The sequence below is a fragment of the Streptomyces sp. NPDC002935 genome, assembly GCF_040611295.1.
In the GTDB taxonomy this organism is placed as follows: Bacteria; Actinomycetota; Actinomycetes; order Streptomycetales; family Streptomycetaceae; genus Streptomyces.
The window spans coordinates 70,753-91,632 of the sequence record NZ_JBEXNW010000017.1; the positions used below are offsets into that span (position 1 = coordinate 70,753).

The 20,880-nt window shown below is 68.2% G+C and carries 15 protein-coding genes and 1 pseudogene; 8 read left to right on the forward strand and 8 right to left on the reverse strand.

The annotated features are described in order from the left end of the window. Positions 1 to 133: 133 nt before the first annotated feature. The 4 genes from ABZX90_RS23420 to ABZX90_RS23435 all read right to left on the reverse strand — a co-directional run bounded on the left by ABZX90_RS23420 (position 134) and on the right by ABZX90_RS23435 (position 5,928). A complete protein-coding gene (locus tag ABZX90_RS23420; RefSeq protein WP_355207650.1) occupies positions 134 to 1,726 on the reverse strand; it encodes a hypothetical protein in 1,593 nt (530 codons plus the stop codon). A gap of 3 nt (positions 1,727 to 1,729) precedes the next feature. Continuing rightward, complete coding sequence (locus ABZX90_RS23425; RefSeq protein WP_355207653.1) at positions 1,730 to 3,910, reverse strand: hypothetical protein; 2,181 nt, start codon at positions 3,908 to 3,910, stop codon at positions 1,730 to 1,732. After that, on the reverse strand, positions 3,907 to 4,842 hold the full coding sequence (locus tag ABZX90_RS23430; RefSeq protein ID WP_355207655.1) for a hypothetical protein: 936 nt from the start codon (positions 4,840 to 4,842) through the stop codon (positions 3,907 to 3,909). The genes ABZX90_RS23425 and ABZX90_RS23430 overlap by 4 nt, the downstream gene beginning before the upstream one ends. Before the next feature lie 387 nt (positions 4,843 to 5,229). After that, on the reverse strand, positions 5,230 to 5,928 hold the full coding sequence (locus ABZX90_RS23435) for a Crp/Fnr family transcriptional regulator (RefSeq protein ID WP_351126495.1): 699 nt from the start codon (positions 5,926 to 5,928) through the stop codon (positions 5,230 to 5,232). Between the two features lie 425 nt (positions 5,929 to 6,353). Between ABZX90_RS23435 and rpsL the strand changes: the two genes are divergently transcribed. The 4 genes from rpsL to tuf all read left to right on the forward strand — a co-directional run bounded on the left by rpsL (position 6,354) and on the right by tuf (position 10,705). After that, positions 6,354 to 6,725, forward strand: coding sequence for a 30S ribosomal protein S12 (rpsL, locus tag ABZX90_RS23440; protein ID WP_003948652.1), 372 nt, complete (start codon positions 6,354 to 6,356; stop codon positions 6,723 to 6,725). 3 nt (positions 6,726 to 6,728) lie between these two features. Then, positions 6,729 to 7,199 (forward strand): 30S ribosomal protein S7, encoded by a 471-nt coding sequence (rpsG, locus tag ABZX90_RS23445; protein ID WP_003992340.1) that lies wholly within the window; start codon positions 6,729 to 6,731, stop codon positions 7,197 to 7,199. Between the two features lie 39 nt (positions 7,200 to 7,238). After that, a complete protein-coding gene (gene fusA, locus ABZX90_RS23450; RefSeq protein WP_351126497.1) occupies positions 7,239 to 9,368 on the forward strand; it encodes an elongation factor G in 2,130 nt (709 codons plus the stop codon). Between the two features lie 143 nt (positions 9,369 to 9,511). Then, on the forward strand, positions 9,512 to 10,705 hold the full coding sequence (gene tuf / locus ABZX90_RS23455; protein ID WP_351126499.1) for an elongation factor Tu: 1,194 nt from the start codon (positions 9,512 to 9,514) through the stop codon (positions 10,703 to 10,705). Between the two features lie 162 nt (positions 10,706 to 10,867). On the opposite strand, the gene ABZX90_RS23460 is transcribed toward tuf, so the two are convergent. The 4 genes and pseudogenes from ABZX90_RS23460 to ABZX90_RS23475 all read right to left on the reverse strand — a co-directional run. Then, positions 10,868 to 11,800 (reverse strand): hypothetical protein, encoded by a 933-nt coding sequence (locus ABZX90_RS23460; RefSeq protein ID WP_355207660.1) that lies wholly within the window; start codon positions 11,798 to 11,800, stop codon positions 10,868 to 10,870. Beyond that, a complete protein-coding gene (locus ABZX90_RS23465) occupies positions 11,797 to 12,381 on the reverse strand; it encodes a hypothetical protein (protein ID WP_355207663.1) in 585 nt (194 codons plus the stop codon). The genes ABZX90_RS23460 and ABZX90_RS23465 overlap by 4 nt, the downstream gene beginning before the upstream one ends. 27 nt (positions 12,382 to 12,408) lie before the next feature. Next, on the reverse strand, positions 12,409 to 13,545 hold the full coding sequence (locus tag ABZX90_RS23470) for a helix-turn-helix domain-containing protein (protein ID WP_355207666.1): 1,137 nt from the start codon (positions 13,543 to 13,545) through the stop codon (positions 12,409 to 12,411). 301 nt (positions 13,546 to 13,846) lie between these two features. Next, positions 13,847 to 14,101, reverse strand: a pseudogene (locus tag ABZX90_RS23475) (ATP-binding protein); the annotation flags it as partial. Positions 14,102 to 14,310: 209 nt separating this feature from the next. Between ABZX90_RS23475 and ABZX90_RS23480 the strand changes: the two are divergent. The 4 genes from ABZX90_RS23480 to ABZX90_RS23495 all read left to right on the forward strand — a co-directional run bounded on the left by ABZX90_RS23480 (position 14,311) and on the right by ABZX90_RS23495 (position 20,871). Then, positions 14,311 to 15,159, forward strand: coding sequence for a helix-turn-helix transcriptional regulator (locus ABZX90_RS23480; protein ID WP_355207669.1), 849 nt, complete (start codon positions 14,311 to 14,313; stop codon positions 15,157 to 15,159). Further along, a complete protein-coding gene (locus tag ABZX90_RS23485; RefSeq protein ID WP_355207672.1) occupies positions 15,156 to 15,428 on the forward strand; it encodes a DUF397 domain-containing protein in 273 nt (90 codons plus the stop codon). The genes ABZX90_RS23480 and ABZX90_RS23485 overlap by 4 nt, the downstream gene beginning before the upstream one ends. Next, positions 15,425 to 16,102, forward strand: coding sequence for a hypothetical protein (locus ABZX90_RS23490; protein WP_355207675.1), 678 nt, complete (start codon positions 15,425 to 15,427; stop codon positions 16,100 to 16,102). Before ABZX90_RS23485 ends, ABZX90_RS23490 begins: the two co-directional genes overlap by 4 nt. A 146-nt stretch (positions 16,103 to 16,248) precedes the next feature. Continuing rightward, entirely contained in the window at positions 16,249 to 20,871 is a 4,623-nt protein-coding gene (locus tag ABZX90_RS23495; RefSeq protein ID WP_355207678.1) for a DUF6531 domain-containing protein, read from the forward strand. Positions 20,872 to 20,880: the final 9 nt, after the last annotated feature.

Sequence of the window (20,880 nt, forward strand, 5' to 3'; positions counted from 1 at the left end):
GCGGTGCGGCCACCGGCCCCTGAAGGGGGCGGGGAGGGGTCCGGGAGCGCGGCGGAAGGCGCCGGGGCGCCGGATGTCGGTGCGGTCGCGGGCGTGGTCACGGGCGTGGGTGGCGGTGCTGTGTCGGGCGTGGTCACGCGGGCTCGCCCTCCGGAGCGTCCGTCGGCGTCGCGGCGGGTGCCGGGAACGGCGTGGCGGGCGGCACGGCGGCCCGGGCGCCCTCGGGGCTGCCAGGCACCGGAGGCACGGCGGGAGCCGGTCCAGCGGCGGCGTAGGGCGTCGTGGAGGGCTGTCCGTAGGGGGCGGCGCTGTCGGGCTGCCCCGGTGCCGCGGAGGCACCGGCGTCCGGACCTCCGGTGTACGGCGGCTGAGCGCCCGCGTACGGGGACTGCCCGGCGTACAGGGTCCGGTCGTCGGCGTACGGCGCCTGCCCGCCCGCGTACGGTGCCTGTCCCGCGTACGGCGGCTGAGCGCCCGCGTACGGCGGCTGAGCGCCCGCGTACGGCGGCTGAGCGCCTGCGTACGGGGGCTGTCCGGCGGACGGAGGCGGCCCACCCGCGTACGGCGGCTGACTCCCCGCGTACGGAGGCTGCCCTGTGTACGGAGGCTGCCCTGTGTACGGGGGCTGCCCGCCGTACGGTGTCTGACCGGCGTACGGAGGCTGTGGTGACTGGCCGGGGTAGGGCGACTGGCCCGGGTACGGCGGCTGGGGCGGCGTCTGCGGCTGCCCGGGCGCCGCCCCGGCCGGGAGTGCCCCCTGCCCGCCCTGGGGCGCCGGAGGCGTCTGCTGCTGGATCAGCTCGTCGACGGCGCGCAGGGTCGAACGGGCCGACTCCGCCTTCTGGAAGTCCTCCAGGGTGTCCCCGGCGATGACCTGGAGCTGCCCTCTGATGGCGGAGAGCTGGTCCTTCTGGATGGACCCGATGACCATCTTGGTGTCCTCGGGGTGCTGGGAGAGGTGCAGGGCCCAGGCGGCGACGCCCCCGTGCTGCAGGTGGTACTGGTAGAAGTTGATCTTCTCGGTGATCAGATGGTGGTCCTGCTGCTGGCGCAGCACCTCCAGCTCGTGCTGCTGCCGGGCGAGCCGGAGCCGGAACTCGTGCTCGGGGTCGAGCATGTCGGACTCGTAGCGCAGGCTCCGCTGCCGACGCCGGTGCGCGATCGCCTCGTCGTCCAGCCGCAGCCGTACGACACAGGTCACGGCGAGTCCGATGCCCGCCGCGAAACCGCCCGTCTCCACGGCCTGCTGGACCGCGCGCTCGGCGGCCGGACTGTCCTCGATGGAGAAGGCGCGGCTCACCGGCCGCGCGAGCTGGTGCAGTTCACGGGTGAGCCGCGTCGGCACATCGCGCTCGCCGCTCGCCACGTACGCGATCGGGTCCGCGACCCGCCAGGTCAGATCGGCCGTGGCGCCGAAGGAGAACGCGTCGTCGTCGCTCGGCACCTCCAGGGCGAGCTGTACGGGGTGGCTGCCCATGTCCACCTCGTAGACGGAGGTGTAGCGGCGGGTGGCCGCGTCCGCGCGGCTCGGCCGGTGCGGCGGCATGTAGACGTCGTACGAGCCCTTCGCGGTGACGAAGACCAGCGCGTGGTCGATCGCGTTGACCGCGCGGCGGACGGTGTAGTCGAAGCGCGCGATCGGCCGCACGGTGAGCACCGGGTCGATGAGCGTGGTGTGCCGGTGGGCGTCCTGCTGCCACTCCGGCTGACGGCGGAACTCCGCCATGGTTCAACTCCTCGATGGATCTGGGGTGGAGGGGATCAGGAGGCCGAGCAGGCGGTCGGCCACCGGTGGGCGCGGGCCGCCGTCCGGGGCGCGCAGGTTGAGCAGTTCGTGGCGGAGGCGTTTGCGGTCGTCCGCCGTGACGAGCAGCGCGGGCAGCAGCAGCTCCAGGGCCTGGGCGACGTCCGCCCGGCGCTCGGCCAGATGCACCCAGGTGTGCAGGGCCAAGAGGGCGCCCCGGGTGTGCCCGCGGTCGCCGAGCGCGGTCCGCCAGAGGGTGGCCAGGTCCCGGGCCGAGTCCTCCTCGTACATCCCGGTGTCGGCGTACCACTCGACGAGCGCGCCCTCCTCGGCGTTGTCGCAGGCCCGCACGAACGCGGCCAGCGCGAGCGCGCGGACCGAGGCCGTGTCGTGGTGGAGCAGGCGCACCAGCTCGGAGAGCATCTCGCCGCGCCGGGCGCCCACCGACAGGAGCAGGGCCGTCGAGTCGATCAGGTTGTTCGCCTCGGTCTCGCCGCTGCCCCCGGCGCGGGCGCGGGCGGCGAGCGCGCTCAGTGCCGGGCCCGCGAGGTCCGGGCGCAGCGGGGTGAGCAGGCCGAAGGCGCGGATCGCCGTCCAGCGGCGGGCCCAGTGGGTGTCCGTGCACCACTGGGTGAGCAGGCGCAGCACGACGGGCGCGTCGAGGAGCTGGGCGAGCGTGAGCGTGTTCGCGGCGGTGACGCGGGGGCCGAAGGCCTTCGACACGGCCCAGCCGTCGATCAGCAGCGCCACGGCCGAGGGCAGGTCGGCGCGGGCCAGCAGGGCGGCGGCCGCGGCGGCCCGGGTCCGGACGACCGGACGGCTGTCGCGGGCCAGCTCCTTCAGCCAGGAGACCAGCGCGGGCCGCGCCGACGGATGGCCCGTCCACACCTCGCCGAGCAGGAGACGCGGGGTGTTCTCCTTCTTGAAGTACGCGGTGAACTGCGGCACCGAGCCCCACTCGGTGGCCTCGTCCCGTACTTCGCCCTCGGCGCGCGCCCGTTCCAGCCGGGTCTCGGCGGCGAGCCCGAACACCGGGATCTCCGGCGGCTGTTCGGGATGCTGGAGGCGCTGGAAGTGCACGTACAGCTGGTCGGCGTGTTCGGCGGCGAGCACGTACGGCGCCTGGTCGAAGACGGCGAGCGAGATGAGGAACGCCTTGTCGCGCAGGGTGGCCTCGGGGTCGCTGAGCCACTCCCGGCACTGCTGCTCGACCGCCGCGTGCCCGAAGTCGGCGAGGCGGGCCGCCGCTTCCGCGCCGCCGTCGAAACGGGCGACCTCCACGGCGAACCGGGCGACCTCGGAGGGGCGGTGGGCGCCCCGCGAGAGGAAGTCGCGCACGGGGCCGAGGGCGAGCAGGCCGGTGCTGTCTCCCGGCTCCTTCCGCAGGTCGGCCAGGTGGGCGCGCAGCACGTCGGCGGCCTCCGGCGGCTCCCAGGCGGAGGGGGTGACCCCCAGCAGGAACGGGGAGTTCTCGACGGTCACCACCAGATACCCGTCGGTCTTCCTGAGCCGGTCGCGGGCGGCGTACAGGTGGGTGTCCCGCAGCGGGCGGTTGCGGCTCAGCGGGAGATCGCGCAGGACGTGGCCGCCGGGCGCGGAGAGCTGGGCGCCCAGGTTCGCCGGACCGGTCTCGGCGGACAGGGCGTGCACGGCGGGAACGCCCAGGTGGTGCAGGAGCATCAGCGCGGCGGCGTAGCGGCCGGTGGAGTGGGCGCCGGCGAGGACGAGGACGCGCTCGTCGCGCAGCCGGGCCAGGGCGGCGGCGAAGGAGGGGCCCTGGACGAAGACTCCGGCGAGCGCGTCGAGTCGCTGCCGGGGGATCTCCCCGGAGGCGTACGCGGCGCCGGCCGCCGTCCCGTGGTGGTGGATCTCCGTCTTGCCGCCCATGAACACGTCACGGGCCGAGCCGCCCGCCGACACCCCGTGCTGGGCCCCGCCGACCAGGCTGCCGCCGAAGGACGCGGCCTCGCTGAAGATGAATCCCGGGGTGTGCGCGACGAGCTCGCGCTGCGCGGCCCTGGCCTCCTGGGTCCGTTCCTCGGGCTCACCGAAATCGGTGCGCGCCTCGGGTGCGGGGCGTGGGTCCCTCAGGCCTCTCGGTCCCTGCGGATCCGCTGGTGGTACGTCGTCGGGGGTGTCCGGCGTCACGGGCGGAGCCGCCGTCACGCCGACTCACCGCCGCTTCCGCCCAGGTGGACGTCACCGGTGACCTGGCCGCCGGACACGCCGTGCTGGTCACCCGCGACGAGGCTGCCGCCGAAGCTGGGGGTGCCGCCGGTGAAGTTGAAGACGACGTTCCCGGGAGCGGCGGCGGGCTGCGCGGGCTGCTCGGTCGGCTCGGGTGGGGCGGTCGGCTCGGGTCGGGCGGGCCGGTCCGGGCCCGGGGTCTCCGCCGCCGCACCCGCGTCCGTTCCCCTCACCGTTCCCGCTCCCGCTCCCGCTCCCGTTCCCGCCTCCGGCGCCGGGCTCTCCCCCGAGCCGCCCGGCGCCGGGGCTCCCCCTCTCTCACTGTGGTCGTCCGCCCCGTACGGGACCGGGCCGTGCAGCCATGCCCCCAGGGGTCCGTTCTTGCTGTCCACCGTCACCGGGTGGAAGTCGTCCGCCGGGATGCCCGGGTGGCTGTGCCGCACGATCCCCGCGTGCACGCTCTCCGAGACGCACAGCGCGAAGTCGTTCGGCCGTTCCCGCAGGGCCGCGCGCAGCAGCCGGGCGTCGAGGAGGCGGCAGGCGTGGTTGAGGTCGGAGCCGACCCAGCCGTCGTACGCGTCGACGGCGACGTATCCGGTGGCGACGACACCGCGCAGCCGGATCTGGGCCGAGCTGGACGCCATCCGGTTGACGGCGCGGAGCTGGGCGGGCACCTCGGTGAGCAGGGCGCGCAGCAACGCGGTGACCGGGGCGTTGGCGTCGATCAGCTCCATCACCGAGTCGCCGCGGTCCGCCCGCTGGCGCAGGCGCTCGTCGATGCCGGCGCTCTCCAGCGCGCGGTCCGTGATGTCGTACAGCATCCGGCGCAAGTAGGCCTGCTCGACGTCGTCCCGGTCGCTGTACTTCTCGATGTCGAGCAGGAGGATCGTCCGGCTCACGGGGTCGGTCATGGTCGCCTTTCGGTGGGTGCCTCGCCTGGCAAGCAGGGTGGCGTCACCGGTGGGCCGGGTGTGAGGGCGGATGTCCCACTCGAAGTGTGACCGTGTGCACAGAAGCGATCCGGAGCCACGGGGGGCTCAGCCGCCCGGGGGGTCCCGCACGCCCCCAGGGCCGCGACCTGCCGTGGCGGCCCCCGGCGCGGGTTCTGTGTGTGGGCGCCCTCCCGGGGCGGCTACGTAGTCGGCGATCCGTGCGGTGCCCGGTGCCCGGGGCGGTCCTCGGGGCCGCGATCCGTGCGGTGCCCGGTGCCCGGGGCGGTCCCCGGGGCGCGTTCCGTGCGGTGCTCGCCCTCCCGGGAGAGGTCCCGGCGGAGGGTGCGCATTTCTCGCGGGGCTCGCTCAGCCTCGGGCGATCCGCCGCAGTACGTCCATGCGCAGGATCACCATCGTCCGCCTGCCCGTCAGCACCGCGTCCCGCTCCCGGAGTTCCTTCAGGAGGCGCTGGACCATCTCCCTGGACGCCCCCACCGAGCCCGCCAGCTCCTGCTTGCTCAGCGGGACGGAGAGTTCGATGCCCTCGTCCGTGCGGCGGCCGTTCGTGCGGGCCAGGTCGAGGAGGAGCGCGGCGAACCGCTCGCGGACGCTCATGGAGGCGTACTCCAGGCGGCGGCGGTCGGCGGCCCGGGTGCGGTCCGAGGTGAGGCCGAGGAGAGCGAAGGAGACGGCGGGGGAGCGGGCGAGGAAGTCCGTGAAGTGTTCGCGTACGACCGCGACCGTGCGGACCGGTTCCAGGGCCGTCACCGTCGCGGAGCGCGGCCGGCCGGTCAGCGCCGCGGACTCGCCCACGATGTCGCCGGGCCCCCGCAGCGCGAGCAGCGCCTCGTAGCCGTTGGCGGCGGACGCCGTCACCTTCGTCCAGCCGTGCGTCACGATCAGCACGTGCGACGAGGGCTCGCTCTGGCGCAGGAGCACCATCCGGGGCGTGAAGGACAGCTCGCGCCCGAGGGACAGCAGCGCGGAGCGGTCCTCGGTCTCCAGACGTGCCAGGAACGGCACCCGGTCGTCCAGGCTCTCGTCCCCCGGTAAGGGCGCAGCCATCATGAGTCCATCCCCCGTCCCCCGATCGGCACCGTGGCCGACGCACAGTGACCGATGCACAGCAACCGGTCAACGTACTCACCCAGTGTGTGCCGTGGGCACGGAATCCGGGACATTCACCGGTGAGAAGCTGCGCGAGGCGTGAACAGCCCCGAGAATGGATCGGGAGAAGTCCGGCGTGTCGGGCACCACGGCATTTGTTTTGACCGAAGTCCGTGAGGTAGGTACGCTCTTACCTTGTGCCTGGGGTGTGCCCTGGCTCTCGTGCGTGCCTTCAGACCGCAAGGAGAGCCGTAAGCGGCCACCGCAATCTGCGCCCTTTTCGCCTTGCGGCGAGAGTCTGCAGTATTCGACACACCCGACCGCGTGGGTCGGTGGCGTTCCAGGTTAGCTCCACCATTCGGCACACAGAAACCGGAGAAGTAGTGCCTACGATCCAGCAGCTGGTCCGGAAGGGCCGGCAGGACAAGGTCGAGAAGAACAAGACGCCCGCACTCGAGGGTTCGCCCCAGCGTCGTGGCGTCTGCACGCGTGTGTTCACGACCACCCCGAAGAAGCCGAACTCGGCCCTGCGTAAGGTCGCGCGTGTGCGTCTGACCAGCGGGATCGAGGTCACGGCTTACATTCCGGGTGAGGGACACAACCTGCAGGAGCACTCCATCGTGCTCGTGCGCGGCGGCCGTGTGAAGGACCTGCCGGGTGTTCGCTACAAGATCATCCGCGGCTCGCTCGACACCCAGGGTGTCAAGAACCGCAAGCAGGCCCGCAGCCGCTACGGCGCCAAGAAGGAGAAGTAGAAAATGCCTCGTAAGGGCCCCGCCCCGAAGCGCCCGGTCATCATCGACCCGGTCTACGGTTCCCCTCTGGTGACCTCCCTCATCAACAAGGTGCTGCTCAACGGCAAGCGCTCCACCGCCGAGCGCATTGTCTACGGCGCCATGGAGGGTCTGCGTGAGAAGACGGGCAACGACCCGATCATCACGCTGAAGCGCGCGCTGGAGAACATCAAGCCCACGCTCGAAGTCAAGTCCCGCCGTGTCGGTGGTGCGACGTACCAGGTTCCGATCGAGGTCAAGCCCGGTCGCGCCAACACGCTCGCGCTGCGCTGGCTCGTCGGTTACTCCCGCGCCCGTCGCGAGAAGACCATGACCGAGCGTCTGCTCAACGAGCTTCTCGACGCCTCCAACGGCCTTGGTGCCGCTGTGAAGAAGCGTGAGGACACCCACAAGATGGCCGAGTCCAACAAGGCCTTCGCGCACTACCGCTGGTAGTCGTAACCCACATCGAGACCGAGAGAAGACTGAAGCCTTATGGCTACCACTTCACTTGACCTGGCCAGGGTCCGCAACATCGGGATCATGGCTCACATCGACGCGGGCAAGACGACCACCACCGAGCGGATCCTCTTCTACACCGGCGTCAGCTACAAGATCGGTGAAGTCCACGACGGCGCCGCCACCATGGACTGGATGGAGCAGGAGCAGGAGCGTGGCATCACGATCACCTCTGCTGCCACCACCTGTCACTGGCCGCTTGAGGACAACGACTACACGATCAACATCATCGACACCCCGGGGCACGTCGACTTCACGGTCGAGGTGGAGCGTTCGCTCCGCGTCCTCGACGGTGCCGTCACGGTGTTCGACGGTGTCGCCGGTGTCGAGCCGCAGTCCGAGACGGTGTGGCGTCAGGCCGACCGTTACGGCGTGCCGCGCATCTGCTTCGTGAACAAGCTTGACCGCACCGGCGCCGAGTTCCACCGCTGCGTGGACATGATCAGGGACCGCCTTGGCGCCGTTCCGATCATCATGCAGCTGCCGATCGGCGCCGAGATGGACTTCAAGGGCGTTGTGGACCTGGTCCGCATGAAGGCGCTCGTGTGGTCCGCCGAGGCGGCGAAGGGCGAGATGTACGACGTCGTCGACATCCCCGCCACGCACGCCGAGGCTGCCGAGGAGTACCGCGGCAAGCTGGTCGAGACCGTCGCGGAGCACGACGACGAGATCATGGAGCTGTTCCTGGAGGGCCAGGAGCCCACCGAGGAGCAGCTGTACGCCGCGATCCGTCGCGTCACCATCGCGTCCGGCAAGTCCACCGACGTCACGGTCACCCCCGTGTTCTGCGGTACCGCGTTCAAGAACAAGGGCGTCCAGCCCCTGCTCGACGCGGTCGTGCGCTACCTTCCGACCCCGCTTGACGTCGAGGCCATCGAGGGCCACGACGTGAAGGACCCCGAGGTCGTCGTCAAGCGCAAGCCGTCCGTCGACGAGCCGCTGTCCGCGCTCGCGTTCAAGATCATGAGCGACCCGCACCTGGGCAAGCTCACCTTCGTCCGGGTCTACTCGGGCCGCCTGGAGACTGGCACTGCCGTGCTGAACTCCGTCAAGGGCAAGAAGGAGCGCATCGGCAAGATCTACCGCATGCACGCGAACAAGCGTGAGGAGATCGAAGCGGTGGGCGCCGGCGACATCGTCGCCGTCATGGGCCTGAAGCAGACCACCACCGGTGAGACGCTGTGCGACGACAAGAACCCGGTCATCCTGGAGTCCATGGACTTCCCGGCGCCGGTCATCCAGGTCGCCATCGAGCCCAAGTCCAAGGGTGACCAGGAGAAGCTGGGTGTCGCCATCCAGCGTCTCGCGGAGGAGGACCCCTCCTTCCACGTCCACTCGGACGAGGAGACGGGCCAGACCATCCTCGGCGGTATGGGCGAGCTGCACCTCGAGGTGCTGGTCGACCGTATGAAGCGCGAGTTCCGGGTCGAGGCCAACGTCGGCAAGCCGCAGGTCGCGTACCGTGAGACGATCCGCAAGGCCGTCGAGCGTCACGACTACACCCACAAGAAGCAGACCGGTGGTACCGGTCAGTTCGCCAAGGTGCAGATCGCGATCGAGCCCATCACCGAGACCGACGGTCCGGCGTACGAGTTCGTGAACAAGGTCACCGGTGGCCGTATCCCGCGGGAGTACATCCCGTCGGTGGACGCCGGTGCGCAGGAAGCCATGCAGTTCGGCATCCTGGCGGGCTACGAGATGACGGGCGTCCGCGTCACTCTTCTCGACGGTGGCTACCACGAGGTCGACTCCTCCGAGCTCGCGTTCAAGATCGCCGGTTCGCAGGCCTTCAAGGAGGCCGCGCGCAAGGCTTCCCCCGTGCTCCTCGAGCCGATGATGGCCGTCGAGGTCACCACGCCCGAGGACTACATGGGCGAGGTCATCGGCGACATCAACTCCCGCCGTGGTCAGATTCAGGCCATGGAGGAGCGGATGGGCGCCCGGATCGTCAAGGGTCTGGTGCCGCTCTCGGAGATGTTCGGCTACGTCGGAGACCTCCGCAGCAAGACCTCGGGTCGCGCAAGCTACTCGATGCAGTTCGACTCCTACGCCGAGGTTCCCAGGAACGTCGCCGAGGAGATCATCGCGAAGGCCAAGGGCGAGTAACACACCCCGTTTGCACGCTTTAGGCTTGACACCGACCGCCGGGGCTCACCCGGAAGGGAAAACCCCGGCGGGCGGCATCCCAGCAAAGATCACCTGGCGCCGATGAGTAAGGCGTACCAGAACCACTCCGCAGGAGGACCCCAGTGGCGAAGGCAAAGTTCGAGCGGACTAAGCCGCACGTCAACATCGGCACCATCGGTCACATCGACCACGGTAAGACGACCCTCACGGCCGCCATTACCAAGGTGCTGCACGACGCGTTTCCGGACCTGAACGAGGCTTCGGCCTTCGACCAGATCGACAAGGCTCCCGAGGAGCGCCAGCGCGGTATCACGATCTCGATCGCGCACGTCGAGTACCAGACGGAGGGCCGTCACTACGCCCACGTCGACTGCCCCGGTCACGCGGACTACATCAAGAACATGATCACGGGTGCGGCGCAGATGGACGGCGCCATCCTCGTCGTCGCCGCGACCGACGGCCCGATGCCGCAGACCAAGGAGCACGTGCTCCTGGCCCGCCAGGTCGGCGTTCCGTACATCGTCGTCGCCCTGAACAAGGCCGACATGGTGGACGACGAGGAGATCCTGGAGCTCGTCGAGCTCGAGGTCCGTGAGCTCCTCTCCGAGTACGAGTTCCCGGGCGACGACCTGCCGGTCGTCAAGGTCTCGGCGCTCAAGGCGCTCGAGGGCGACAAGGAGTGGGGCCAGACCGTTCTGGACCTCATGGCCGCCGTCGACGAGGCGATCCCGACCCCCGAGCGTGACGTCGACAAGCCGTTCCTCATGCCCGTCGAGGACGTCTTCACGATCACCGGTCGCGGTACGGTCGTCACCGGCCGTATCGAGCGTGGTGTCCTGAAGGTCAACGAGACCGTTGACATCATCGGCATCAAGCAGGACAAGACCACGACCACGGTCACCGGCATCGAGATGTTCCGCAAGCTGCTCGACGAGGGCCAGGCCGGTGAGAACGTCGGTCTGCTCCTCCGTGGCATCAAGCGCGAGGACGTCGAGCGCGGCCAGGTCATCATCAAGCCGGGCTCGGTCACCCCGCACACCGAGTTCGAGGCGCAGGCCTACATCCTGTCCAAGGACGAGGGTGGCCGCCACACGCCGTTCTTCAACAACTACCGTCCGCAGTTCTACTTCCGTACGACTGACGTGACCGGTGTTGTGACCCTCCCCGAGGGCACGGAGATGGTCATGCCGGGCGACAACACCGAGATGACTGTCTCGCTGATCCAGCCCGTCGCCATGGAAGAGGGCCTGAAGTTCGCCATCCGTGAGGGTGGCCGGACCGTGGGCGCCGGCCAGGTCACCAAGATCAACAAGTAATTGTTGACCGTATGACCTGGTAGCTCCTTCCAGAGCTCCAGAGAGGGCCCGTACGACTTCGGTCGTACGGGCCCTTTCGTCGTTCCTTCAGGTGGCGCCGGTCCTGCGCCCTCGCCGCTGATGGTCCTCGTCACCCGGGACGGCCGGGAAGAGACGACCTGCCTACGGTTCGAGGGGAAGCGACGTCTGCTCGGCGGCCGGACCGATGTAGGTGTATTCCGTTGATCGTGCGATGCCCATGGAGTCCAGCTGCTGTCGGAAACGGACGCGGAAGTGGACGTTGTCACCAAGGCCGGGGCGCATGCGCAGCAGTTCCCCGGGATCCTCGAAGCGGACGTCGTAGGCGGGTGAGTTCTTGGCCGTGCCCGTCTTGACCTTCACCAGGCCGCTTTCCCGCAGCTCCGTGACACGGCCGGAGATGGTGATCTCCTGGTCGCGGTCCTTGGTCTCCCGAAGCCGCTTCACGTAGCGCCTCCCCCGCTCGGTCAGCCGGGCGCGGCGCATCCGGCCCTCGGCGTCGTACCAGGTCACGCCCAGATCCAGTTCGTACCGGCTCAGTGCCCGGGACACCGCTTCGACCGCGTCGAAGAGCCGTGCCCATTCGCGGATGTCGTGCTCCGACTCCACAGCGTCGAGCAGTGTGGTGAGGGTGCCGAGACCCATAGCCGCGGCTGACGTGGCGGGGGCGCCCAGGGCGTCCGGTTGGCTGGAGTCGGTGGGCGCGGTGACGGGGCGGGCGTGTACGACGGTGCTGCCTGCGGAGATCCCGGTGAGTTCCAGCTGGACCGGAGTGCCTGCGGCAACGGAGATCATGTGCTCCACCGGCTCGAGCAGCGCGTCGCCCCACTGGAAGCGGAGACCACCGCCGTCGGTGTCCGGTCCGGTCAGTCGGAGCTGAAGCTCCTCGTCGAGCCGGGCGTCCGGTGCGTACTCACGTGCCGCGGCCAGCCGGCTCGCGCGGTGTTCCGCCTCGATCTCCTCGTCGTCCCGGTCCTCGGTGCCGAGCATGTCCAGGAGACGTGCGGCGCGTCGGGTTTCGGCAGGGTCGCCTTCCTGGAGCGCGCGCCTGCGCTCGCGCCAGTTGTCGCCCGTCACAGTCGCACCTCCAGGTAACCGCGTGCCGGTGCGGCCCTTTCTTCGGACGGTGAGTGGTCGTTCTGGTCGGGCAGTCTGCAGCGCTGCCACCAGTCGTCCCACACACCCCGTTGCGTGAAGTATGTCCGTTCTTCCGAGGTGAGGCGCTCCGGCTCGAAGATATGCGCAACGGGCTGGTATCCGATGCGAAGCGGCGAGACGCCGAACTTCTCTCTCATCCTGGACCGACTCTGGAAGGCGGTGGTCAGCCACTTCGACCCGGGCTTTCCGCGTAGGGCACGCTCGGCGCGTGTGTCGATCAGGAGCGTGGCATCGATGTTCCCGGGATCGAGCTTGACACTGACGAAACTGCCGCCGAGCCACAGCCTGTGGACGAGCGTAAGACCGTCGAGGGCGGTCGTGTACGCGTTTTCCAGCGTGAGGAAGGGGTCGAGATATTCGTGGAGACCGTCCCACAACCCTGTGCGTGTCGAGGAGTCCTCGAACTCCGGGGCACTGACGAGCATGGCTTCTGCCTCGTCGAATGAGACGGAGTATCGACCCAGCGGAAGGAATCCGTTCGCGGCGAAAGCGGGCAGCACGTGAGGTCCTGTCGGGTGAAGAGGGGTTCAGCCTGTTGAGTGGAGGCGATGGCCATGGAGCTCGCTCCTTGTCTGCCGTTTCCAGGGGGAAGAATCGTCACGCTTATATCGCCTGACCTGCAGGGGAACGGATCGGCAGTCGCGGCAGCGGCCGGGGTCTGGGGAGCGGAAGGCGCGGTCGCAGCCGTCGCAGTTCTGGAGGGGGTGCGGTTGCGAGGGTTGCGACTGCTGTGGGTGTGAGCGCGCGACCGACGGGACGGTGGCGGGCAGCCGCGGTGGCAGCAGTTCGGTGAGGCGGTGGGCCAGGAGGGACGCCGGGTGGTGCAGGCGGTCGCGGGGTAGCCCGCCCGTCAGGGTGAGGCGTACGGCTTCGGGGGCGGCGCCGCGTTCCAGCCAGGCGGCGACGGCCGGGGCGAGACGACGTACGTCGCGCTCCGCGAGCAGCAGGCGCGGGTCCTCGCGGTGCAGGCTCGCGAGGAGGACGGTGGCCGCGCGGTCCCGGTCCGGGGTGTCGGTGTCGGGGGTGGGGAGGGGGCGCTTCGGCGCGGGTGCTGGCGTGGGTGGGGCCGCCTGCGGCGCGGGGCTTACGGGGGTGGAGTTCGGCGCGGGCGCTGGCGCCGGTCCTGGCCTTGAGCTGGGAAGGGGAGCAGGGGTGAGGGGCGGCTCATGCACCGGGCCGGACGCGGAAGGGAGTTCGGGCGCATGGACAGTGCCGGGCGTCGGGACGGGGTTGGCTGCCTGGACCGGCTCAGTAACGGGGCCGTGTGTGGTGAGTCGGCTAGGCGCGGAGGCCTGCACTTCTGGCTCGACGAGCCCGTGCGGCTGGTTGTACGACACCGTGTGCGTGACGATCTGGCCACTCGGCAGCCGCTCCCGCCTGCGGGACAGGTAGCCGTGCGCTTCCAACTCCCGGAGGGCTGCCGCGATCCGCATCTCGCCTTCGGGCAGACGCGCGGCGAGCGACTTGATGTCCACGCGGGCGCCCTCGGGCAGCGACTGGATGTGCAGGGCGAGCCCTCTCGCGCTGAGTGTCAGCTCGCGGTGCTGGGCGAGGTGGTTGCCGACCACCGTGAAACGGGTGGAGTGGCGGACGTTGATGTGAGTGACACCCCGCGGAATACGGGGCTGGGCGCACGAGGGCGCGCTAAGGTTTTGGGAGCCCATCGGGAACCTTCGATTCCTCGTTGGTCAGGCCCTCGATCGGGATGCCAGTCCCGGCCGGGGGCCGTCGCATGTCTGCGGTTGCTGTGGTGACAGCGCGCTGGAGCGAAGCCGTGATGCCGTGGGGGCACTCGTACGCTGTCGCGGCGAGCATATGCCTGCCAACGGGCGCAAAATCCAGCTCAGTTAGCAATCGTCACCCTTGCGAGTGATGCGCTACCTGTGGGTGGACAGGTGGGGTTGGGGGTTTTCTTCTTCCTCCGGCTTTAAAGGCTTTTGATGTCGTGCGGCGCCGAGACGTCGATCACCGGGACGTTGAAAACCGCGATCCGGCGGTGGGGATGGCCAGTTCGGCCCAGACGGTCTTGCGCGGGGCGGGTCCGGGCGTCACGCCCCAGCGGTCGGCGAGGGCCGCCACGAGAAGCAGGCCACGTCCGCGTTCGGCGCCGGCGTCTGTCGCGCGGGCCCGTGGCAGCCGGTCTTCCCGCGTGTCGGTCACCTCGATACGGAGGGTGTCGCCGACGACGTACAGCGTCAGCCGGAAGTCCCGCCCCGGAACGTGAGCAGCACGCTGAAGTTGCGGACGGGCTCGACGAGTTGGTCACCCGGACCGGCGGTTTCTCGATTCATGTCACTCAGCGTGTCGAACCGTGCCTACTGTGAGCTGCGATGACGCCTGTGCGTACAGGGATTGTCCGGTCGCTGTCCTGCTCTGTCCCGGCTGTCCCGAGTGCCGTAGGGAACGGTGGGCGTTGGAGGTGGGTGGGCATGAACAGCGAGAGCGCGGACGAGCCCGGGTGGGACGTCAGTCCCGAGGACGAGATCGCCCCGGTGGTGGAGGCGACCGGCCGCCAGGTCAGGCTCTGGCGGGAGGCCGCCGGGATGCGGGTGGTCGAGTTCGGGCGGGCGATCGGGTACGGGGAGGACCTGGTCCGCAAGGTGGAGCGCGGGGCGCGGATTCCCAAGGCGGACTTCCTGGACCGGGCGGACGAGGTCCTGAACGCCGGCGGCCATCTCAGGGCGTTCAAGGAGGACATGGAGAAGGCCCGCTACCCGAAGAAGGTGCGCGAGCTGAAGATGCTGGAGGAACGGGCGGTCGAGCTGCTGCTGTACAGCAACCACAACATCCATGGGTTGTTGCAGACGGCGGAGTACGCACGAGCGTTGTTCGGTACGTGGAGGCCCACGCTGTCGCAGGATGAGTTGGAGCGAGCGGCGGCCGCACGATTGGCCAGGCAGACCATTTTCGACCGGTCGCCCGCACCGGAGCTCAGCTTCGTCCAGGAAGAGGTGACGCTGCGGCGCCCGGTCGGAGGCACAATGGTGCTGCGCCGTCAGCTCGAACACATGCTGGAGATGGCACAGTTGGCACACGTCGAGCTCCAGGTGATGCCCACTGCTCGCGCTGACCACCCTGGTGCGGCCGGGCGTATCCAGGTGTTGAAGTTCGGGAACGGCACGGCAGTGGGACGTACCGACGACGAGTTCAGCGGGCGCCCGGTCTCCGACCCGAGGCAGCTCCGGATCCTTGAACTGCGGTACGGCATCATCCGGGCCCAAGCTCTCTCACCGGGGGAGTCGCTGGCGTTCATCGAGCAAGCGCTGGGAGAGACATGACCAGGGAGACCTTTTCCGGGGACGCTTCCGACCTGTACTGGTTCAAGAGCAGCTACAGCGACAGCAGTAATCCCAGTGACTGCGTCGAGGTTGCGCTGGGATGGTTCAAGAGCAGCCACAGCAGCAGCAGCGAAGCCGGTGACTGCGTCGAGATAGCCCCCACCCCCACCAAGATCCACCTCCGCGACTCCAAGAACCCCCAGGGCCCGCGCCTCACTTTCGCCCCCACCGCATGGACCACGTTCCTCCCGTACGCCACTCAGGTATGAGCCAGGACAACAGCTCGCGGTGGTCTGCGGAGACGGATCGCGTCCATGCGCCGATCTCGGAAACGGGACTCGGCTATGACGTGTTCGCCCCGCTGTGGGGAATTCTGGAGCTCGGCGCGGTAACGGAATCGGCGGCGAGGGTCCTGCGGGATGTGTCACTCGCCGACTTCGTGGCGGCTCACCGCGACGAGGTCGATCGGCTCCTCGCACTGGTTCGAACCATCGGCGACTTCTCTCCCGAGACGATGGCCATCTTCGAGTGCCAGGGAGGATGGAACGAAGGCCATGAGGTGACAGCCGAGTATTTGACGATGTACTCGGGATGCATCGAGAACTACCCTCCCGAGGTCGATGACCCAGCCGTACTGCGGCGCATGGTTCGCATGGGCGGGGACCTCCAACTGGTCACCTTCATAGACGCTTTGTTGGGAACCGCCACAGTGAGAGGCCCTGGTCCTGACACGGCTGTGCCCCTGGTCGTCGATGCCGTGCGGACGGCGGGATCCTTGCTGGGTGTCCAGAGCGACCGGGCCGCGGCGGACGCCTTCCGGATGTGGCGCGTCAAGTTCCTGCCGGACATCCTGCGCCCCGACTCACCTTCGAGCACTGAGGACAAGGCCCGGCTGAGGGCGTACGCCCATGGCCTGGAGGACGTGATCGATCCGTATGCGTGAGCCGCGTCCGACGTCGAAGTGATGGGCAAGCCACCTGAGTTGGTCATCCGGGCCGACGGCGCCCAGATCCACGCATGTCGTCGTCCTCGGGTAAATTCGCTGATGCGTACGAGAGTTACTGAGGCGAACGTGACGGGGGTTGCGGCGTGGCGGGGAACCGGCCGACGGATTGGCACGTCCTGGACCTGGACAAGGACCCCACTCCCGGGGACCCGGACCGGGTGCGTCATCTGTCCAAGAATCTGCATGACTTCGCGGATGACGTGTCGGATGCGCTTCGTCTGATCAAGGGGATGGCGGACGAGGACGCGGTTCTGCGGTGGGCGGGGAAGTCGGCGAAGGCGTTCCAGGACGAGTTCTCGGGTGTTCCGAAGCAGCTGAAGAAGCTGAAGAAGTCGTACGAGATGGCGGGGGACGCGCTCGCCGATTACTGGCCGAAGCTGGAGCGCGCCCAGGCGTTGGCGGACAAGGCTCTCGCCAAGGGCCGCGAGGCGCAGGCCGATCTGTCGTCCGCCAAGTCCCGTCTGTCGTCGGCTGATTCGTGGGTGACGAAGGCCGGCAAGGAGGCGGACAAGTACAAGGACGATCCGACCGGCAGCAAGGACGCGGAGAAGCCGGACGAGGCGAAGGTGCGGGCCGCGACCCGGGACGCTCAGCATGCGAAGTCGGCGCAGACCTCGGCTCAGTCGGATGTGACGAACGCGAACAGTGCGTTGGACGCGGCGAAGAAGATGGCGGCGGATGCCCGCAGGATGCGGGAGGAGGCGGCGCGGGACGCGAAGTCGAAGATCGATGAGGCTTCGGATGCGGGAATTCGCAATCGGAAGTGGTGGGAGGAGGTCGGGGACTGGTTCTCCGACAACTGGGACACCATCGTCACGGTCTGCAAGGTCGTCGTCGCGGTAGTCGGGATCATTGCGATGATCATCGGGGGGCCGATCCTCGGCGCGATCGTGCTGATCGCCGCCCTGGTCGTCCTCGCCGACACGCTCTACAAATATTCCAAAGGCCAGGCGTCCCTGTGGGACGTGGCCTTCGCGGCGCTGGACTGCATACCCGGCATGAAGGGGCTGACCACGCTCGGTGGGCTGGCGAAGGGGCTCAAGGGCGGTCTGGGGGCCTTGAAGGGGCTCAAAGGTGGCTTGAAGGTCATGGGGCCGGCTGTTCGCGGGCTGGTGAAGAACGCCAGGGGGTCGATCGCCGACGGAGCGAAGGGCGCATTCAACCGGGCCAAGAGCGTGGTGCGCTCCAAGGGAAGCGACCCGATCGACATGGCCACCGGTGCGATGTTCCTACCGCAGACCGACGTGGAACTCCCCGGCGACCTTCCGCTGACCTTCACTCGACGGGTCGCCTCGGACTACCGCTGCGGATGGTGGTTCGGCCCCACCTGGGCCTCCACCATCGACCAGCGTCTGGAAGTCGACGACCTCGGCATTGTCTTCGTCACCGAGGAAGGTCTGCTCCTTGCCTACCCCCACCCGGCCGGTCCGGACACCTCGGCTCTGCCGGAAGCCGGGCCGCGGTGGCCACTGACCCTCCTCCCTGACCGTGGCTACCGCATCGACGATCCGCTCTCCGGTCATGCTCGCTACTTCGCCGTTCCCGCCGACGGCATCGCCCGGCTCAGCCGCATCGCCGACCACAACAACAACACCATCACCGTTGACTACGACGCGGACGGCATCCCCGTGGCCATCCGTCATTCCGGCGGATATCACCTCAAACTCGCTTCCCACGGTGGCCGCGTCACCGCCCTGGCTCTGGCGGGCGCGGCCGACGACGGCTCGGACATCGCCATCAGGCGCTACGGCTACACCGCGGACAATCTCACCGAGGTCATCAACTCCTCAGGCCTTCCGCTGCGGTTCACGTACGACGAACGTCTCCGCATCACGTCATGGACCGACACCAATCACAGCCGTTACGAGTACGAGTACGACGACCACGACCGTTGCGTCGGCGAAGGCGGCGAGGCCGGCCACATCACCGTCACCCTCGACTACGACGGAACCGACTCGGCCTGGCCGGACTGCCGCATCACGACGCTCACCACACCCGAAGGCGCCACCACACGCTTCGTCATCAACGAAAACAGCCAGGTCATCGCCGAAATCGACCCTCTCGGCGCAACAGTTCGGACCGCGTACGACGCGCATCACCACGTTGTGTCCCGTACGAACGAACTGGGCGACACCACACGACTTGCTGTCGATGAGAGGGGTTCCGTCACGGAGGTCGTCCGTCCGGACGGTGCGGCGATGCGCATCGCGTACGACGATCTGAACTGCCCCAGGACCATCCGCATGCCTGACGGCGCGTGCTGGCACAGGGAATACGACGCGTACGGAAATTGCACGTCCATGACCGATCCCGCAGGGGCGACCACGCGGTTCGCCTATAGCGCTGCGGGGCACCTCGTCGGAGTGACGGACGCCCTGGGCAACGTCAGGACCGTGCAGTGCGACCCGGCAGGACTTCCGGTTGCGGCAACCGACCCGCTCGGCGCGACGACCGCCTGGAAGCGTGACGCGTTCGGCCGGATCGTCACCTACACGGATCCGGCGGGCCACACCACTCGGATCACGTGGACAGTCGAAGGCCGGATCGCTGGCCGTACGACCTCAGACGGTGCCGTCGAGACCTGGTCGTACGACGGTGAGGGCAACTGCACCAGCCACACCACACCCGCGGGCGCCACCACGGTCTTCGAGTACACCCACTTCGACCTGCCGTCCGCCCGGACCGGTCCCGACGGGGCGAGGTACGAGTTCGTCCACGACCGGAATCTTCGACTGGCCACCGTCACCAACCCGCAAGGCCTGATGTGGAGGTACGGACACGATGCGGCCGGGCGTCTGATCTCGGAATCCGATTTCGACGGCAGGGAGGTGACGTACGCCTACGACGACGCGGGACGCCTGACCTCCCGAACCGACGCGCTCGGCCACACCATCCACTATGCACGCGACGTTCTCGGCAACGTGGTCAGGAAAGTCAGCGACGACGGTGTCACCGAGTTTGCGTACGACCTGAATCGAAGGTTGATCGACGCGACCGGACCGGATGCGTCGATCGCGATGGAGCTCGACCCGAACGGTCTCGTCATCCGCGAGACCGTCAACGGCCGGAGTACGACCTACCGACGTGACCCGCTGGGGCGTCTGACGCATCGGGCGACTCCCTCCGGGGCCTCAACGGCATGGACGTACGACGCGACAGGGAACCGCACACAACTGGACGCCTCCGGCCGCACCGTGCTCTTCGAGCGCGACTGGTCCGGCAACGAGATCTGTCGCTCCATAGGGCGACGCAACACGCTCACGCATGCCTACGACGGTCTCGGTCGCCGCACCTCACAGTCCCTGCACGTCGACGGTGAGAGTCCTACGCTGCACCGCGCCTACAGCTTCGGCGAGGACGGAAACCTGGTGGGTGTCGATGACCAGTCGTACGGCAGTCGTCGATTCGACCTTGATCTCGCCGCCCGTGTCACCGCTGTTCATGCCCACAACTGGACCGAGCGCTATGCATACGATGCGGCGGGCAACCTCACAGACGCCTCCTGGCCCACCAAATATCTTGGCGAGGACTCCACCGGAGGCCGCGTATACGCCGGTACCAGGGTCAGCGATTCGGGCAACACCCGCTACGAATACGATGCACTGGGCCGTACGGTTCTCCGACGGAAAAAGCGTCTTTCGCGCAAGCCCGATATCTGGCGCTACACATGGGATACCGAAAGTCGGCTGACATCGGTCACGACACCGGACGGATCTCTTTGGCGATATCTGTACGATCCGCTGGGTCGGCGCACCGCCAAGCAGCGCATCGCCGACGACGGGCGAACGGTCGCGGAACGAATCGATTTCACCTGGGACGGAGTCACCCTTTGCGAGCAGACTGCTCGTGAACAGTTCCTGCCTCGTCTGGTGACGGTCACCTGGGACCATGATGGCCTCCATCCGATAACGCAGACAGAACGCATCGTCACGGATGAAGCGTCTCGGGAGGAAATAGATTCCCGCTTCTTCTCCATCGTCACGGACCTGGTCGGAACGCCGACAGAACTCGTCGATGAGGACGGCGAAGTCGTGTGGCGTATGCGGTCCACTCTCTGGGGAAAGACCATATGGAATGCCAACGCAACGGCCTACACGCCGTTGCGCTTCCCGGGTCAGTACTTCGACCCGGAATCCGGTCTCCATTACAACTACTTCCGGCAGTACGACCCCGAGACCGCCCGCTACTTGACGCCGGACCCTCTTGGCCTGGCTCCCGCGCCGAACCCGGTTGCCTACGTTCACAACCCTCACACAGGAGCAGACCCCCTTGGGCTGAGCCCCTACTACAGTGAAATCGCACCGAACGGGCAGCGGGGTCCTGCCTACGCGGAGGTCACTCCACAGACATTGGACGACGCGGCGAACAATTTGATCGGAAGTCCACCGGGCCGGGGTGCCCGGTATGCGACCCCAGGGTTCCAGGGCGGTGCCGCCGGCCATTCGCGGGGCCACTTGATCGGGCAGCAGTTCGGGGGTGATGGACGAGATATGCGGAACATCGTCACGCAAGGAGCCACACAGAACAACGGCCCGATTTCCGATGCCGAAAACCTCATTGCCGACCACGTGAGATCGTCCCGCAACACGGTCATCATGAGTGTGACTCCTGAATATACTCACGGGGGAAATGTTCCCAGCCATGTCCTCATCGAGGCCGTGGACGACTTCGGCTGGTCGTTCAGCCGACGACTTTCCAACATGTAGAAAGGCAAT

Coding starts and splice junctions, on each gene's coding strand:
- ABZX90_RS23485 (WP_355207672.1), top strand. CDS start 15,156: ATGACCAGGGAGACCTTTTCCGGGGACGCTTCCGACCTGTACTGGTTC.
- ABZX90_RS23435 (WP_351126495.1), bottom strand. CDS start 5,928: ATGGCTGCGCCCTTACCGGGGGACGAGAGCCTGGACGACCGGGTGCCG.
- rpsG (WP_003992340.1), top strand. CDS start 6,729: ATGCCTCGTAAGGGCCCCGCCCCGAAGCGCCCGGTCATCATCGACCCG.
- ABZX90_RS23490 (WP_355207675.1), top strand. CDS start 15,425: ATGAGCCAGGACAACAGCTCGCGGTGGTCTGCGGAGACGGATCGCGTC.
- ABZX90_RS23480 (WP_355207669.1), top strand. CDS start 14,311: ATGAACAGCGAGAGCGCGGACGAGCCCGGGTGGGACGTCAGTCCCGAG.
- ABZX90_RS23420 (WP_355207650.1), bottom strand. CDS start 1,726: ATGGCGGAGTTCCGCCGTCAGCCGGAGTGGCAGCAGGACGCCCACCGG.
- ABZX90_RS23470 (WP_355207666.1), bottom strand. CDS start 13,545: ATGGGCTCCCAAAACCTTAGCGCGCCCTCGTGCGCCCAGCCCCGTATT.
- fusA (WP_351126497.1), top strand. CDS start 7,239: ATGGCTACCACTTCACTTGACCTGGCCAGGGTCCGCAACATCGGGATC.
- ABZX90_RS23430 (WP_355207655.1), bottom strand. CDS start 4,842: ATGACCGACCCCGTGAGCCGGACGATCCTCCTGCTCGACATCGAGAAG.